General features: G+C 51.8%; 17 protein-coding genes. 9 read left to right on the forward strand and 8 right to left on the reverse strand.

Going from position 1 to position 14,795, the window contains the following annotated elements; translation table 11 throughout:
* The first annotated feature begins 128 nt into the window (after positions 1-128).
* Positions 129-443 carry a putative quinol monooxygenase gene (locus H8F21_RS18645; RefSeq protein WP_203480368.1) on the forward strand — a complete coding sequence of 105 codons (315 nt, stop codon included), beginning with the start codon at positions 129-131 and terminating at the stop codon, positions 441-443.
* On the opposite strand, the gene H8F21_RS18650 is transcribed toward H8F21_RS18645, so the two are convergent.
* On the reverse strand, positions 433-1,197 hold the full coding sequence (locus H8F21_RS18650) for a sulfite exporter TauE/SafE family protein (RefSeq protein ID WP_203480365.1): 765 nt from the start codon (positions 1,195-1,197) through the stop codon (positions 433-435). The two genes, H8F21_RS18645 and H8F21_RS18650, sit on opposite strands and share 11 nt — an antisense overlap.
* Positions 1,198-1,274: 77 nt before the next feature.
* Between H8F21_RS18650 and H8F21_RS18655 the strand changes: the two genes are divergently transcribed.
* The gene (locus H8F21_RS18655) at positions 1,275-2,213 is read left to right on the forward strand and encodes a LysR family transcriptional regulator (RefSeq protein ID WP_203480360.1); all 939 of its coding nucleotides are present in this window, start codon (positions 1,275-1,277) and stop codon (positions 2,211-2,213) included.
* A 47-nt stretch (positions 2,214-2,260) separates the two neighbouring features.
* Positions 2,261-2,605: a cupin domain-containing protein gene (locus tag H8F21_RS18660; protein WP_203480356.1), complete on the forward strand. Its 345-nt coding sequence runs from the start codon at positions 2,261-2,263 to the stop codon at positions 2,603-2,605.
* 102 nt (positions 2,606-2,707) lie between these two features.
* Here the strand turns inward: H8F21_RS18660 and mmsB are convergent, their stop codons facing one another.
* A complete protein-coding gene (gene mmsB, locus H8F21_RS18665) occupies positions 2,708-3,595 on the reverse strand; it encodes a 3-hydroxyisobutyrate dehydrogenase (RefSeq protein WP_203480353.1) in 888 nt (295 codons plus the stop codon).
* Between the two features lie 10 nt (positions 3,596-3,605).
* Complete coding sequence (locus H8F21_RS18670; RefSeq protein WP_203480350.1) at positions 3,606-5,132, reverse strand: CoA-acylating methylmalonate-semialdehyde dehydrogenase; 1,527 nt, start codon at positions 5,130-5,132, stop codon at positions 3,606-3,608.
* A gap of 137 nt (positions 5,133-5,269) precedes the next feature.
* On the opposite strand from H8F21_RS18670, the gene H8F21_RS18675 reads away from it, so the two are divergent.
* The 5 genes from H8F21_RS18675 to H8F21_RS18695 all read left to right on the forward strand — a co-directional run bounded on the left by H8F21_RS18675 (position 5,270) and on the right by H8F21_RS18695 (position 8,392).
* Positions 5,270-6,220 (forward strand): LysR family transcriptional regulator, encoded by a 951-nt coding sequence (locus tag H8F21_RS18675; RefSeq protein WP_203585139.1) that lies wholly within the window; start codon positions 5,270-5,272, stop codon positions 6,218-6,220.
* Between the two features lie 312 nt (positions 6,221-6,532).
* Complete coding sequence (locus tag H8F21_RS18680) at positions 6,533-6,874, forward strand: hypothetical protein (RefSeq protein ID WP_203585140.1); 342 nt, start codon at positions 6,533-6,535, stop codon at positions 6,872-6,874.
* Positions 6,875-6,886: 12 nt separating this feature from the next.
* Positions 6,887-7,462: an SHOCT domain-containing protein gene (locus H8F21_RS18685; RefSeq protein ID WP_203585141.1), complete on the forward strand. Its 576-nt coding sequence runs from the start codon at positions 6,887-6,889 to the stop codon at positions 7,460-7,462.
* A gap of 124 nt (positions 7,463-7,586) precedes the next feature.
* Positions 7,587-8,024, forward strand: a complete 438-nt coding sequence (locus H8F21_RS18690; RefSeq protein WP_203585142.1) for a hypothetical protein — start codon at positions 7,587-7,589, stop codon at positions 8,022-8,024.
* The gene (locus H8F21_RS18695) at positions 8,021-8,392 is read left to right on the forward strand and encodes a hypothetical protein (RefSeq protein WP_203585143.1); all 372 of its coding nucleotides are present in this window, start codon (positions 8,021-8,023) and stop codon (positions 8,390-8,392) included. Before H8F21_RS18690 ends, H8F21_RS18695 begins: the two co-directional genes overlap by 4 nt.
* 295 nt (positions 8,393-8,687) lie before the next feature.
* On the opposite strand, the gene H8F21_RS18700 is transcribed toward H8F21_RS18695, so the two are convergent.
* Positions 8,688-9,317, reverse strand: coding sequence for a recombinase family protein (locus tag H8F21_RS18700; protein ID WP_203585144.1), 630 nt, complete (start codon positions 9,315-9,317; stop codon positions 8,688-8,690).
* A 200-nt stretch (positions 9,318-9,517) separates the two neighbouring features.
* Here H8F21_RS18700 and H8F21_RS18705 point away from each other — a divergent pair, with 200 nt between their 5' ends.
* Positions 9,518-9,940 carry a YajG family lipoprotein gene (locus H8F21_RS18705; protein ID WP_203585145.1) on the forward strand — a complete coding sequence of 141 codons (423 nt, stop codon included), beginning with the start codon at positions 9,518-9,520 and terminating at the stop codon, positions 9,938-9,940.
* A 563-nt stretch (positions 9,941-10,503) separates the two neighbouring features.
* Here H8F21_RS18705 and H8F21_RS18710 read toward each other — a convergent pair.
* The 4 genes from H8F21_RS18710 to H8F21_RS18725 form a co-directional block, all read right to left on the reverse strand.
* Entirely contained in the window at positions 10,504-11,313 is an 810-nt protein-coding gene (locus H8F21_RS18710; protein ID WP_203585146.1) for a hypothetical protein, read from the reverse strand.
* 635 nt (positions 11,314-11,948) lie between these two features.
* Positions 11,949-12,437, reverse strand: coding sequence for a hypothetical protein (locus H8F21_RS18715; protein ID WP_203585147.1), 489 nt, complete (start codon positions 12,435-12,437; stop codon positions 11,949-11,951).
* Complete coding sequence (locus H8F21_RS18720; RefSeq protein ID WP_203585148.1) at positions 12,434-12,634, reverse strand: hypothetical protein; 201 nt, start codon at positions 12,632-12,634, stop codon at positions 12,434-12,436. The genes H8F21_RS18715 and H8F21_RS18720 overlap by 4 nt, the downstream gene beginning before the upstream one ends.
* Positions 12,635-13,457: 823 nt before the next feature.
* The gene (locus tag H8F21_RS18725) at positions 13,458-14,363 is read right to left on the reverse strand and encodes a tyrosine-type recombinase/integrase (RefSeq protein WP_236043106.1); all 906 of its coding nucleotides are present in this window, start codon (positions 14,361-14,363) and stop codon (positions 13,458-13,460) included.
* Between the last annotated feature and the right edge of the window lie 432 nt (positions 14,364-14,795).

A 14,795-nucleotide genomic window follows, 5' to 3' on the forward strand; every position in this document is an offset into this window, starting at 1 on the left:
CGGCAGATTAGAGGTAGAAACACGACAGAAAAACCATCGCCCAGGCAAAATACTTTTGACTAAACAGCACGAATAAAGCATGCATTATTGACATAAAATCAGCTCACCCTAATCAAGAGGAGCACCTCATGAGCGAACCCTACGGCTTTATTCTCAAAGCCAAGACCCGTCCGGAAAAAGCCGAGGCCTTCGAAGCGCTGTTCCGCGCCTACGTGCAACCCAGCCGTGGCGAACCCGGCTGCATCGAATACCACATGCTGCGCGACAAGGAGGATCCGAGCCTGTTCGTGTTCTACGAGATCTGGGCCAGCAAAGCCGCGCTGGATGTGCACTCGGCCCTGCCGCACATGCAGGCATTCTTCGACAAACGCATGGACTATCTGGAGCGCGACTTCGACATTCAATTGATCGATATGCTCAGCCCGTCCTCCGCTAGCCGTTAAGCAACAGGTGCGCGCCAAGCAGCGCCAGGCCGACAAAGAAACAGCGCTTGAACAGCGCGGCGCTGATGCGTTGGCGCAACCATTGGCCCGCCAGCATGCCCAGCAGCGCCGGCGCCAGCATCAGCAAGGAGGCTGCCAACGTCTGCGCACCGAGTGCATCCTGACCAGCCAGGCCCAGCGCCAACGCCAGCGTCGACACCGTGAAAGACAGGCCCAAAGCCTGAACCATCTCATCGCGGCTCAGGCCCAGACTCTGTAAGTAAGGCACCGCAGGAATGACGAAGACACCCGTGGCCGCGGTAACTATTCCGGTGAGCAAACCGCACACGGGGGCGCACCAGCGTTCCCATGAGGGCGGCGTCGCGAAGCCACGAGCGACCAATCCATACACTGCATACACCAGCAGCGCCCCACCCAAAGCGTGGGCCGCCCAGGCACCACTGTTGATTCCCAGCCAGGCACTGCCCACCAGGGTGCCAACAAAGGTCATCAGCATCAGCGGCCACAAGCGCCGCAACAACGCCGCCAAATGCCCGCCCGCAGTCAGTTGCCAGAGATTGGTCAAGGTTGAGGGCACGATGAGCAGCGCCGCAGCCTGTGCCGGGGACATAGCCACCCCGAGCACGCCCATGGCAACGGTCGGCAAACCCAGGCCGATCACGCCCTTCACCGCGCCCGCCAGAACAAAAGTGAGTAGTACCAGCAGCGACAGAGCCGGGCCAATTTCCTGATAAAAGCCAATGAAGTTCGTCATGGGGTCATGGTGCCTGCCGCGCCGACCGCTGAATATCTGCCATATACTGAGCCAGACTATTGCCCAGGCAGAGGCTCATGCATTTCGATCTGATTGACCTGCGACTTTTCCAGCACACGCTGGAATGCGGCAACATCACTGCCGGTGCGCAGCGCAGCCATCTTTCCCTGCCGGCAGCCAGTGCGCGTATTCGTGCCATGGAGGCATCCCTTGGTACAGCACTGCTCGAACGAAACCGCCGTGGCGTACAAGCGACCCCGGCGGGTCAGGCCCTGCTCCAGCATGCGCGGCTGATCGGCCAGCAGGTGGAGCGCTTGCAGTTCGATCTGGCCCAATATGCCCTGGGCCTGCAAGGCCAGGTACGCTTGCTATGCAACACCGCAGCATTGAGCGAATACCTGCCTGAACTGCTCGCAGGCTTTCTGGCCGGCCATCCGGCCATCACCCTTGACGTCCAGGAACTGCCGAGTTTGCGTATCGTCCAGGCCATTACCCAGGGCGCGGCGGATATCGGCATCATTTCTACCGCCGTTACCAGCGAGCACCTGCAAACGCTGGCTTTTCGTGACGATCCGCTCGTGCTGATCATGGCGCCAGAACACCCCTTGGCCGTCCACACCCACCTGCGTTTTGCCGACACCCTCGCCCATGGCTACGTGGGCCTGTCGACGGACAGTGCCTTGAGCCTGCATCTTGAAGAGCAAGCCCTGCACCTTGGCCAGCGACTCCAGGTGAGAGTTCGGGCCGAAGGCTTCGATGGCATGATCCGCATGGTGGCCCATGGCGCAGGATTGGGGGTGGTGCCGCTGGCAGCCGTACGGCGCTGGCAGGGCGTACTGGCCTTGCGCAGCATGAGCCTCGAAGAACCCTGGGCCCAGCGTCAATTGCTGTTGTGTGCGCGTGATTTCGCTAGCCTGCCTGGGCATGGCCAAGCGTTGGTGCGGCACCTGCAAGCCCAACACCAAGAGGCGCAGATCGAGCGCTCGAGGTCGAGCCCAGACAACTCCAGCAATTAGATCGGACCTATGGTAGCGGACCTCTCATCAGACCGTTTGGAGCTGACATGTCCGACTTCATCACCGTTCTACGCAACACCTGCCCGACCCCGGTACTGGATGCAACCAAGTGGAAACGCATTGCCGGCGACCCGCACACCGTGAACCTCAACGCCTACCTCTCCACAGATGGCAGCAAGATCATGGGCACATGGATCTGCACCCCGGGCACGTTCGAAGTGGATTACGAGAAGTGGGAATACTGTCATTTCCTCGACGGCTACTGCGTGATCACGCCAGAAGGCGAACAACCGATTCACCTGAAGGCAGGTGATGTATTCGTGATCGAGCCGGGAATGAAAGGCACCTGGGAGGTGGTGGAGACGGTGCGCAAATATTTCGTTTTTGCCTGATGACATCCGGGCGGCCAAACAACTCGTCGCTGGCAAGGCGAGCTCCCACAGAATCAGGTGTGCGCAGTACCTGTGGAAGCCCGCCTTGCTGGCGATGCCTGGTTACTCGGGTTTGCGATAGCCTTCGACAATCGCCGAGAAGTCCTTGCCGCCATCACCGCGCAGGCTCATGGCTTGGTAAAGCTGTTGGGCCACGGCGCCCATGATTACCGGTTGATGCGCCTGGCGCGCAGCTTCGGTAGCCAGGCCCAGGTCCTTGAGCATCAACTCGGCACCAAAGCCACCGGTATAACCCCGTGACGCTGGCGCGGTCTCGACAATGCCCGGCCAGGGGTTGTAGGTATCGGAGCTCCAGCAGCGCCCCGTGGAGCTGTTGATAATGCCCGCCAGCACTTTCGTGTCGATTCCCAAGGCATTGCCCAGGGCCATGGCTTCGGAAACACCGACCATCGAAATGCCCAGCAGCAGGTTGTTGCAGATCTTAGCGATTTGGCCAGTCCCTACCTTACCGCAATGAACAATGTTGCGTCCCATCTGTGCCAGCACCGGCTGCAGCGTGGCAAACAGCGCCTCGCTGGCACCGACCATGAACGTCAGGGTGCCCGCGGCCGCACCGCCGGTACCGCCTGAAACCGGTGCGTCGGCCAGATCCACACCCTGCTTGGCCGCCGCAGCGGCGACATCTCGGGCGGTCTGCGGGTCGATGGTGCTGCAGTCAACCACCGGGGTGCCGGCACGCACGCCTGCCAACACACCGTCTTCGTTCAGATACACACCGCGCACATGGGCGGCGGCAGGCAACATGGTGATGACCAGTTCGCTCTGCTGCGCTGCATCACGGGGCGAGCTGCTAATCTGGGCGCCGAGTTCGGCAAGCTCGGCCAGCACGGTTTTGTTCAGGTCAAACAGCTGCAGCTGGTGTCCGGCCTTGATCAGGTTGCGGGCCATTGGCGCGCCCATGTTGCCAAGGCCGATGAATGCAATACGCATGATGAACTCCTTAGCGCAGGCTGATAGTGGTGTTCACACCGTCGTTGACACTGTCGTCATCGAACCAGCGGCTGGTGACGGTCTTGGTCTGAGTGTAGAACTGCACCACTTGCTTGCCGTACGGGCCCAGGTCGCCAAGTTTTGAACCACGCGAACCGGTGAAGCTGAAATACGGGACCGGCACTGGAATCGGGATATTGATTCCGACCTGGCCGACGTCGATTTCGTTCTGGAACTTGCGCGCCGCAGCACCACTTTGGGTGAACAGGCCAGTACCGTTACCAAACGGGTTGCGGTTGACCAGGGCAATGGCTTCGTCGAGGGTGTCGACTTCCAGCACTACCAATACGGGGCCGAAAATTTCCTGGGTGTAGATCTGCATGTCGGTGGTCACCCCGGAGAACAGGGTTGGACCGACAAAGTTGCCCTGCTCAAAGCCTGGCACACTCACATCACGGCCATCGAGTTCGAGCTTGGCGCCTTCCTTGATGCCGCTTTCGATCAGGCCCAGCACACGCTCCTTGGCACGCTTGGAAATCAGCGGGCCGACGTCGGTGCCAGGTTCGCTACCGGCGTTGACCTTAAGGTTGGCAGCCAGCGCCTTGAGATCAGGCAGCCACTCACGCGCCTTACCGACCAAGACCGCCACCGAAGTCGCCATGCAGCGCTGGCCAGCCGCGCCGAAACCGGCACCGACCAGGGCGTTCAGGGTTTGCGTACGGTTGGCGTCCGGCAGCACCACGGCGTGGTTCTTCGCGCCCATCATCGACTGCACGCGTTTGCCGTGCTGGCCTGCGAGGTTGTAGACGTGGGTGCCCACCTCGGTGGAACCGACAAAGGAAATGGCCTTGATGTCAGTATGAGTGCACAGGGCGTCGACCACTTGCTTGCCGCCATGTACCACGTTCAGCACACCGGCCGGAACACCGGCTTCCAGGGCCAGCTCCACCAGCATCATGGTCGACAGCGGATCCTGCTCGGACGGTTTCAGGACAAAGGTATTACCGCAGACGATGGCCATCGGGAACATCCACAGCGGAATCATCGCCGGGAAGTTGAACGGCGTAATGCCCGCGCACACACCAATAGGTTGGCGCAGGGTATAGGTATCGACACCACCGGCGACGTTCTCAGCGAACTCGCCCATTTGCAGGCTGCCGATGCTGCACGCATGCTCGACCACTTCCAGGCCGCGGAAAATATCGCCTTCGGCGTCGGCAATGGTCTTGCCTTGCTCGGCGCTCAGTACCACTGCGATGCGCTTGGAATGCTCGCGGATAAGCGCCTGGAGCTTGAGCATGATGCGCATGCGTGCGCCGATCGGTGTGTCGCGCCAGGTCTTGAAAGCACGCTGGCCGGCAGCGATGGCTGCATCAACTTCTTCGGCAGTGGCAAACGGCACCCGGGCGAGCACTTGTTGCGTGGCCGGATTGACCACGTCGCGCCATTCGCTGGTCTTCGACTCGACCCATTGGCCGTCGATCAGCAGCTTGACCTGCTCGACCTTGGTTTGGCCGGGAGTAAGGGATGCGTTCATGTGCGTTCTCCTGAAATTGTTGTTAGGGAGAGATCGACGCCGGCGGGACATCCACGACGGGCGCTTGGGTCTAGGGCTTGTTTTGGAGTATAGATGTGCAAAGATCCAATAAAAACGCACATAAAAGCCGGACCAACATGCAAAAAAACATCACTTCGCTAGGCGCTTTGAACTGGGACGACCTGAAGTTTTTTCTGGAAGTAGCCCGTACCCGCAAGGCCAGCAGCGCGGCCAAGCGCCTCGGGGTGGACTACACCACGGTGTCCCGACGCATCAGTTCGCTGGAAAGCGCACTGGGCACCTTGCTCTTCGAGAAATCGCGGACCAACGGCTTTGTCCTGACCGCTGAAGGCCAGCGCCTGCTCAGCTACGCCGAGTCGATCGAAAGCACCCTGCACATGGCCTGCGAACAGGTATCGGGCTCCGGCGTGGCGCTATCCGGGCATGTGCGCATGGGCTGCACCGAAGGCTTTGGCAGTTTTTTTGTTACACCGCAGTTGAGCCACTTCGTCGATGCCTATCCGGCTATCTCGGTGGACATCCTGCCGCTGCCGCATTTCATCAGCCTGTCCAAGCGCGAAGCAGACATCGTCATCGCCCTGGAACGACCAGAGCACGGCCCCTACGTGTGCTGCAAATTGTGCGACTACCGCTTGCGCCTATACGCCACCCAGGAATATCTGGACAGCCACGAACCGATCACCCGCAGCAGCGACCTGGCGCGTCATCAATTCATCAGCTACGTCGACGACCTGGCCTTCAGCTCGGAGTTGCTGTACCTGGCCAACCTGATTCCCTCCGCCAGCGCCAATCTGCGCAGCACCAGCGTGATCGCCCAGTACGTGGCGGCTCAACAGGGCCGTGGGCTGGCGATCCTGCCCTGCTTTCTGGCCGCACAAGACCCACGCCTGGTAGCGATACTGCCCGATGAGGTGGAGATTACCCGGCAATTCTGGATGTACTGTCGCGAGGACTTGCGCAAGTTGAAGCGGATTACCCTGTTGTGGGATTACATCCGTGGGGTGACCGAGCGCAACGCGCCACTGTTGATGGGCGAGTCGCGCACGATGCGGTTCAACGAGGGGTAGATCGACAAGGAGTAAGGGTTGCTCATCCTACCTACCGCAAGGGGCTGAAAGCAACGCCTTGTAACACCACTTGTGACAAGGGTTGTGACAGGATTTGTAACACCGCTTGTGACAGTTTATCGCCCTGCTGCTCGGTGACCGGCTGAGCAGTATCACTTCAATGAGCATCAGCCGTCGGCATGTGTGACCAACCTACTGATCACTGGCCATAAGCCACCTATCTGAGTGTAGAATCTACAGCCACCGCGAGTAGGCAACCGATATTGGGGTTGTCCGTCACCTACGGTCTGTTGAACACCATAAGGATTGGATATGGAAGTTGCTGCAAGCCAAAGACCAAAAATTCATCAAGCGAAAACATCATTGCTTTTGTGGGCTTCTGCTTTAACAATTGCATCTACTGTTCTTGTTTTTATTGCCACTATTGGTAAAGATTATGGAATGTCGGGCATCTCATCGGTAATAGGTGAGCCTGTAGTATTCCAAAGCTACATATTTCAAGCATTGGGCGGTAGCATCGGGCTTCCTGCTATTCATGTATTGGTTGCTTCCTTATTCAAATCAAAGCGGAACTCTACTTCGCGCCGCCGCATATTCATTGTATGGTCTGTGGTTGTGATTACTCTTCAATTGATTGTCATTAAATCCTTGTAAGGTGCTTGCCACATGGAAAATACACCCTTAACCAGTTCTGACCATAGTAAGATTCTTGTCTTTGCCTTACTCATGCTGCCAATCATTGGTTTCTTTGTTGGTGTTGCACCAGCTGTATTCCTGCTGTTTGGTGTATTTATGATGAAGAAGAACAATGACTTCTCTCATATTTCCACAGCTGTCAGGAATGCCAAAATCTACCTGTATATCGCATTAGCCATCGCTGGAGTCTGTACTGCGTGGTTCGCTACTACGCTGGGTGCTTATAATCGCTGGGATCGACAGGGAGAAGAGTTTATAGTCTCATGCTTTGCAGTTGGCATAGTACTCTTCTACTTGTTTATCTTGAACGCGCTTTTCTACAAACCTCTTCTCCAGCATAAAACATGGGTTGCTGATAATGGCATATTCAGCAACAAGCCTAAGACAAATACGCACTCATCTGATATAGATATCATCAAGGGCGAGAGAATGAAATCATTTTCTGTAGCTGATGAATTGATTAAATGGGCAAAACTGAAAGAGGATGGCCATATTAGCGAGCAAGAGTATAATGACGCTCGCAACAAGCTTTTGCAGCGGGAATAGCTTTTGGTTCGGGTGGCGATAGTACGGCGTCAGCGCCTATTTGATTGCCATATAATCATAACGCCCCAATAGAACTCGAATAGAATTAAAGAGTTCGGAGGCAACCGGTGTCGGAGAATGTTGTGTGAAATTCATTATAGATGCTGCATCATTTGGCTCTAATTTGCTAACCATCGCAGCATCATCTATTGCGATTTACTTGTTTTTTGCCAAGCGCAAAGAAATATCCTCAGTATTTTCGCTTTTGGTAAACTACACCTTTCAAATGTCTCTTTCTGAAATTAAAGAAAAGCTTGAGCGTTTAAACGACTACAATGCAAAGGATCAGGAAAGCTGCGAAATAATAGAAAACATCTTTCATGAAATAATTGGGCAAATTCGCGGAAATGATAAGCTTCGCGGCCATTTCTCTGAGCTGACAGATAGAATGGAAGAGCTTGCCTCTAATAGGAAGAAGCTCACTGAGCCGAAGAAGCGAGCAGTAGTAAGCGAACTACGTGAAAGGCTCAGAAATTTAAATGTCGCAAATATCGATAGTTTGATTGGAGACGAAAGGGCATGAGCAAAATCGTTGAAGCTGTGAATGTGATGATTTCGAATCAAGACAAGATAGATTCGACATACCAAGGCATTTATGAACCCGAGGTTTTCTTTAGATACGACAAGAAACATAATTGGTCAATTCTGAGAAATGATGCTGGCGATTTTTATCTCCACTATTATCCAGCGAAGTATAAAGTTGAGGATTTAGCCTCGTGGCCCGAAGAGGCTTGGCATGAATTTAGGGGAACGGTTTCCTACAACTCAAAAGATTTAGGAACCAAGGAAGCTAAAGACTCTCTTAGAGAGCTCTATACAGTCGTTAAAGAAAAGGTATTCGGAATGGATGATGTTCTTGCCGACATTATCAAAAGTGACGCTACTTGGTAAGGAGTTGCTACATCGAGCTGCTACTACCTCAGTTCAATTTACCATCCCCCAAATCAAAATCCCAATTGGTGATGGAATCCGACCAAGTTGTAAGTGAAAATCCCCTGAGGTAGGGCACCCATGTTCAGTAGGGCCAGACCACAGAACGGGTGGAAAAACTTTATGATTTCAAAATCCGTGCAGATACAAACAAAAAGCCTTGCCACAAGCTCAGATTGGGCTCACAGCAAGGCTTTTGAGTGCATGTCCACCCTACCCCACGGGCAAGGCTGTAAACGGCTGTATGGGACTAGTTTTAACCACCTGCTTTCAGTTCCTTCTTGATTCTGTAGACCGTGGCAACTCCGCACTCTGCCAGCTTGGCTACATCGTCGGCGGTCATGGTTGGGTGTTTGGCCATGATGTTAGTCACCTTCTCCCACATCGCAGCATTCTTACCTTTGCCCGCTGGTTTCCATTCAGGGTTAGCGGCCTTCTTATTCTCGATACCCTGCTTGATACGCTCCACACGTTTCTCTTGATCGAGCCGTGCCATGGTTGCCATGAGGTCTAGGAGCATGTTGTTAATCACTTTCATGATCGCACCTGTGATGCCGTTACCGTCAACCAACTGGTGAGAGGTGGGTAGATCGATCACGACCAAACGAAGTCCTTTGCCCTCGATAGTACTCTTCAGCGAGTCCCACTCAGAACTGGTCAAGCGTGAGAGGCGGTCTACCGATTCCACTACCAGCACGTCACCCGCTTGAGCAGCATCAAGCAAACGGGAAAGCTCAGGACGCTCCAGCTTGGTTCCTGAGATGTTCTCAGCGTATACGTCTGCAATGGTCAGGCTATGATCACTGGCGAAAGCCTCAAGCATCTGGCGTGCTCGGTTGGCGTCCTGATCCTTGGTGGAAGCACGGAGATACAGATGGGCTTTCATACTCACTATCCTTTACCTAGCAAATCGATGGACCTATGATAATCAATCATATAGCTATCTTCAATAGGTATTTTGATAGTGACTATCAAATAGGACTGCCACTCCCGTTTGAGTAGAGTCATTTGATAGTCAGGTCTGCGCTTGGCGTGTGAAAAGTGCGATGATAGCTTTATGCTTTCATGACACCAAGGACGAAACTGATGCGACCACTGTTTGCCGTTGCAGCAATTGCGATGCTGGCCGGCTGCGCTGCACCACCAACTGTTGGCGAGGCTGTACCTGCTCCAGGCAACCGATTGCTGGCACTCCAAGCCGAGGAACATGGCAAAGATGCTACCGTGACCGTCGTGCGGGAAAGTGCAATACAAGCTGGTCACTGCTTCTTTGGTATCTACTTGGACGGAAAGCTTGTAGCCCGACTGGATAACAATGAGAAAGCCACCTTCCATGTGAAGCCCGGCAGAAGGCTTGTAGGTGTGGGCTCTGATCCGCAAGGAGCAGGAAATTGCTCCGGTAACAGTCGCTACAAGAGAGAAGTGGCGACATGGATTGAAGTTGGTGAAAGTCAAACATTCCGCATTTCATTCCAACCAATGTTGGACATTCGCCCATCGTCTTACTGACGAATTTTTTGGACGCGTAAGGGAAGTTGTAGTTATCACCGTTCGACGGTGAGGATGATGACACGGTGTTTGGGGGGGGCGTTCCTCTTACTCACTTTCGGATGATCTATGATTACCCTATTCAGCGTTGATGCTGAAGAATGATTATCGAGGATGAATCCTCAAGAACGTCAACCTACCGGTTTCCTTGGCAATCACTGATTGACAATCAGAACATCATCACTCTCATATACATCAGTGATCGCAGGTGAGCGAACGGAGTGAGTGAATGCCTTTGGGGTACAGGACAGACAGTCCTACCCGCTTTTGATCTTAATCTGTGTTAAGCACAGGATAGTAATATTCTGTATTTCATACAGTAATATTATTCTTAACTACGCTAAGTAGTTAATATTCTTTTTGTTATGGAGTGTTTACACTCCTTCTCTTTATCTATCTTTCTATATAAATACTATTTGTTACACAAAGAATAATATAAAGCCTTTGATCTTTACCTACCTCGCTTCGCTCACACCTTCTCGCCCACTCTAAGGTATGGTGGGCGCGACTGGGTGAATGGGCGGTCATGCCGCCGATTTAAGCCACCCTTGCTCCTCGACGAAATCGAGGAAGTAGTCATGTGTATTAGGTTCTGGAATGAACCTGTCGACCGCCAGCCGCCCACTTGCTCGCTTCGGTGTAGGGATATCAGCATAGCCATCAAGCCCGTCAGTAATTTTTTTTGTTCTTTCGAGCAAAGTGGATACAGGTTCTTGACCCAATCCACTCAGGAGCTTGAGTACATGGCGACGAGCCGCGAATCGCTGCTTGCTAACAGCTTCGGTACTGTCATTACTACTGAATTCAAACATGAATTCATCCATCAGTTCATCAAGGCGAGAAGAAAGCACGCTAGCGGCCTGCTCAAGAGTGATGCGACTTTCAGTTGGAGTTGAGTTGTCAATCCAGTCGGGAATGAAGTTGGCATCTTGGCCACTGGTTGCAGCCTGTTCCCGAACCTTCGCTTTGACCCGCTTGATGGTGTCTTTGTCATACAAGCTTTCGTAACATCCCACAGAATGGTTCCATACACAACCATATTCAGAGTGCAGAATGCTACGGAGTTCATAGTCCTTCACACCTTGCTCCCTGCATGCGAGTTCGTAGACTTGGTGTACTGACTTGTCGAACGATGTTGTAGGCTTTCTATTAGTTACAGGTACTCCAGTAACAACCTTGCGGACAAAGTGTTCAGTTTCACCTGTGGTAGTAACAATATTTCGTCGTGACATACCTGTCAGGTGTAATGCCATGATTTCTTGAATACGTGCATCATCATTTGCAGCCTGACCGGTATCAAAAGACTTGGAAGCTGCGGCGTTTTGAATTTTCATTGTGATTCCTCCTTATTGGATTCAATTCATCGGCATGCCTATCGGGGCGTGCCGGGTGTGATTACTTACATCGCAAACACAAAAATTCCTACAATACGCATTTCGTTTTACGAAAGCGGTCGTATGGAAGGTGGCGCGCTAGATGAGGGTGCGAATTATACAGCAACTCCAAAAACATGAAAACGTCTTGACAGATTGTCTAGATGAAATCAGCAGAAAACCCTTTAGAGAACTCAAATCAAATTTAGAGAAGTCGCCAAGCCACATTTGTCAGCAAGAAATCACCAGCCGCTCATGGCGTCAGACTAAGCGATTACAGCGATGATCATCGTTACCCGCAACTTTGCATGTCGAGTCCAAGAAAGCGTCCAGAATCACGTTTACAGAGCCTTCCAGAGCCATTCCTGCTCTGATCCTTGGTGAGTCTGGTTTAATTCGTTGAATCTGTTAGGAAATGAATACTTTTCTGTGTGAACGAGGAATGTGCTTAACGCGTCTACCACGTTGACCAACAGAAATCGGGGTGAAACCAATATCGCTACTTTTCTGCAGGCAATAAAAAAGGCTCACTCGTACAAAACCAGTGAACCTTTACCTGATACTTCATTGTTTATCACTCAGTGATTAGTCGAACATCATTCAGGAATGTGAAGTGGTGTGAAACATTCAAGCACTTGCTTCTCAATCAAAGCCATTTGTTTGGCTTCTTTCTCCGCTGCTGCTTTCAGTTCTTTCTCTTGCTGAGTTTGAATCAGTTGCTGACGCAACAAATCTTGATACCTTGCATGTTCAGAGTGTAGCCATGCGACATACTCTCCCTTCACCTTAGCATGAATAGCTTCAATATCGAGTGCTTGAATATCATCAGGTTTTTTGACGTAACATGAATAGTTCAATGGTTCCATCACAACCCGATAACCCCGTGAGATTGTATAGCCAGCTTTCACCTTTTCTACTACAGCCTCTAGAAAATCATGGGAAAGTGATGCCGTTACATGTTCCAAACTATCAGTTGTATTGTGATAGCGATGCAAGTCAATATCAATACGGCGTTGATACTCAGCTTGATCAAACTTCGGCGGAGTGCCAGAAATCTTAATTTTGTCTTTGTTTGCTGCTGTCATTTATTTGCTCCTTTCTGTTTATGAATTAACTGAATCATCTTGCTGATAATGGTGGCTTGATACACCAGTTCATCAAATTGACATTTAGGCTTTGCCAATGTCTTAACAGTGTTTGGCTTAACGCTCACTACCTTAATGCTATAGCTCTGCCTTCTTGCTACAGCGCGTTGTAAACCTTTAATGAAAGAATCAGACATGTCTGCCACCATATAGTGAAGCTCCACTAATTGAACGTTGATCCTCTAGCAATTCAATGATATCGCTACAACGTTGGAATTCAGATTGATTGCGTGTCATTTTCGCCGCCGACCTCAAAGACTTGAAGTGTCTGATCTGGCCGGTAATGAATTTATTATCCATGGTTCTGCACCAGCATATCGGTCAAGTAACTATCGATTCCTTTCTTTGACTTGAATGCTTCGATTGCAAGATTGGTGTAGCAGAAAATTGGAACTTTTAACTGTACGAGAACAAAGTTCTTCCGATTGGATCGAAACTTCTTAGCTCTACAACTGTTGCTGCAACTGGTTGCATGTTTACGCAAGTGCGTAATATCTGAATTACAAATGAGACAAAGCCTAATACCTTCCATAGAACCTCCATAGAATAAATGATGAATTGTTTGATTAAATACTGCGGACAAAAAAAGAACCCCTCAACACCTGAAAGGCACCGAGGGAGATAGAGGGAATTAAATTGTAACGCTTGAATGTCTCATGCTTTGAGGAACATTCGGAATAAGTGCCACCGACAATCGAGGGTAGTCAGTGGCAGGTGACAACTTATAACGAGGGAAGGAGAAAACCTGATGCAAGCTGTCTTGGGCGAGGATGCCCACTGAAATTAGAGTTGATTTAGAAAAGCCAGCGGACCTCCGACCTGAACAGCAAACACCAACAAAATGCTGAAACTACTTTTCTCAATCAATACGAATATTTTAATAAAATAAACCAAAAAAGTCAATACCGTTACATATGTTTTTACACTTTAAGTCAAGTATTTTAGTTGCAATTAAAAATTTTATTCATTCTCGCAGAACACTTTACTCAACATATCAGCAACAACTTCAACAGGTACGCCATTACCGTATGTATCAAATGTAATAGTGCGGGAGGCGTGCCCCATTACAGCTTGAGCATGGAGTACGGACACTCCTTTTGTCTGCATCAATGATGCCAGTGAATGACGTAAAGAATGGAATACTAGGCCGCGCTCATAAGTGTCTGCAAGTGCAGCGGGGATACCTTGTTGATTCACCCACTCACCTGATGGTCTGTATCCAAGCTGAGCAAGCTCCGTTGCGTCCTCCGCCCGGCATGTATCGACGTACCGCAAGAATGCAGCAAGATCGAATCCGTAAGCACCGTCAATGAGTGGCACCAATCGCTTACTCTGTTTGTTCTTGATCGACTTCCCTTCACCATTTTCATTTATGTGAATGGCTACGACTCCTGAGTCAGATACTACAACGTCACTCGTTGTTAATTGACATATCTCCTTCAGTCTCCCACCAGTGATGATCCCTAGGCTGAGCAGCCATCGCTTCCATGATGCCTCTGGAAGGTCGTTCGCATATTCCATCAGCTTGCTCACCTGATGCTGTGAGAAAGCCTTCCGGGTCGATTCAATCCCCTTTGTAAGCTTCAGCTTCTTGTCGTATGTCTTGCTCAGGTGCCCATTCTCGACAGCCCATGCGAGCACAGCTGACAACTTCACAATCAACTTGTTTACCGTTGAGGGCATCCGTCCTTGGGCTAGTCGCCCCCTGAACGCTACAAGGTCTTCTCTTGAGTGGTTCCTGAAGTCCAATCCCTCCAGATGCTCACCGATGACCTTGTGACACAACGTCGTTTCCTTCAGGGTTGAAGGTTTCTGCTCTCCAGCACGATCTGCCATGTACAACTGCGCGAGTGCATCAAAGGTCATCGGTGACTCTGCTGGCGCTGTGCTCATCACCTCTCTGTACCGTGTTTCCACTGGGCTTGGGGGAACGTTGACGTTCCGGTACAAATCCCCCCAATGATGGAAGGGATGACTGTCATCAGCAGACACCACGGTGCGACTCACCAATGTCACCAGATACTCCCGTAGATCGTTCCACGAGGCTTCAGGCCGCTCGATGTGGAAGTGTTGGAGCGATGCTAAGAGATGACTGGAGGTGTCCATTGCCCGCCTTCGATCAGTGGTCTTCAGAGACACAGATACCATCCTGCTCACGCTACCTGTCATGCGAAGGCGCAGGTAGTAGATACCGTGTCGCCGGTAGTGGTAGGGACTGGCAAGTCGGCAATGTGGCCTCAACGGCAACGTGCGGGTTGTGACATTGCTTGTAACAGGGTGGCTTTGTAGGACGACGCT

The sequence above is a fragment of the Pseudomonas arcuscaelestis genome, assembly GCF_016881005.1.
In the GTDB taxonomy this organism is placed as follows: domain Bacteria; phylum Pseudomonadota; class Gammaproteobacteria; order Pseudomonadales; family Pseudomonadaceae; genus Aquipseudomonas; species Aquipseudomonas arcuscaelestis.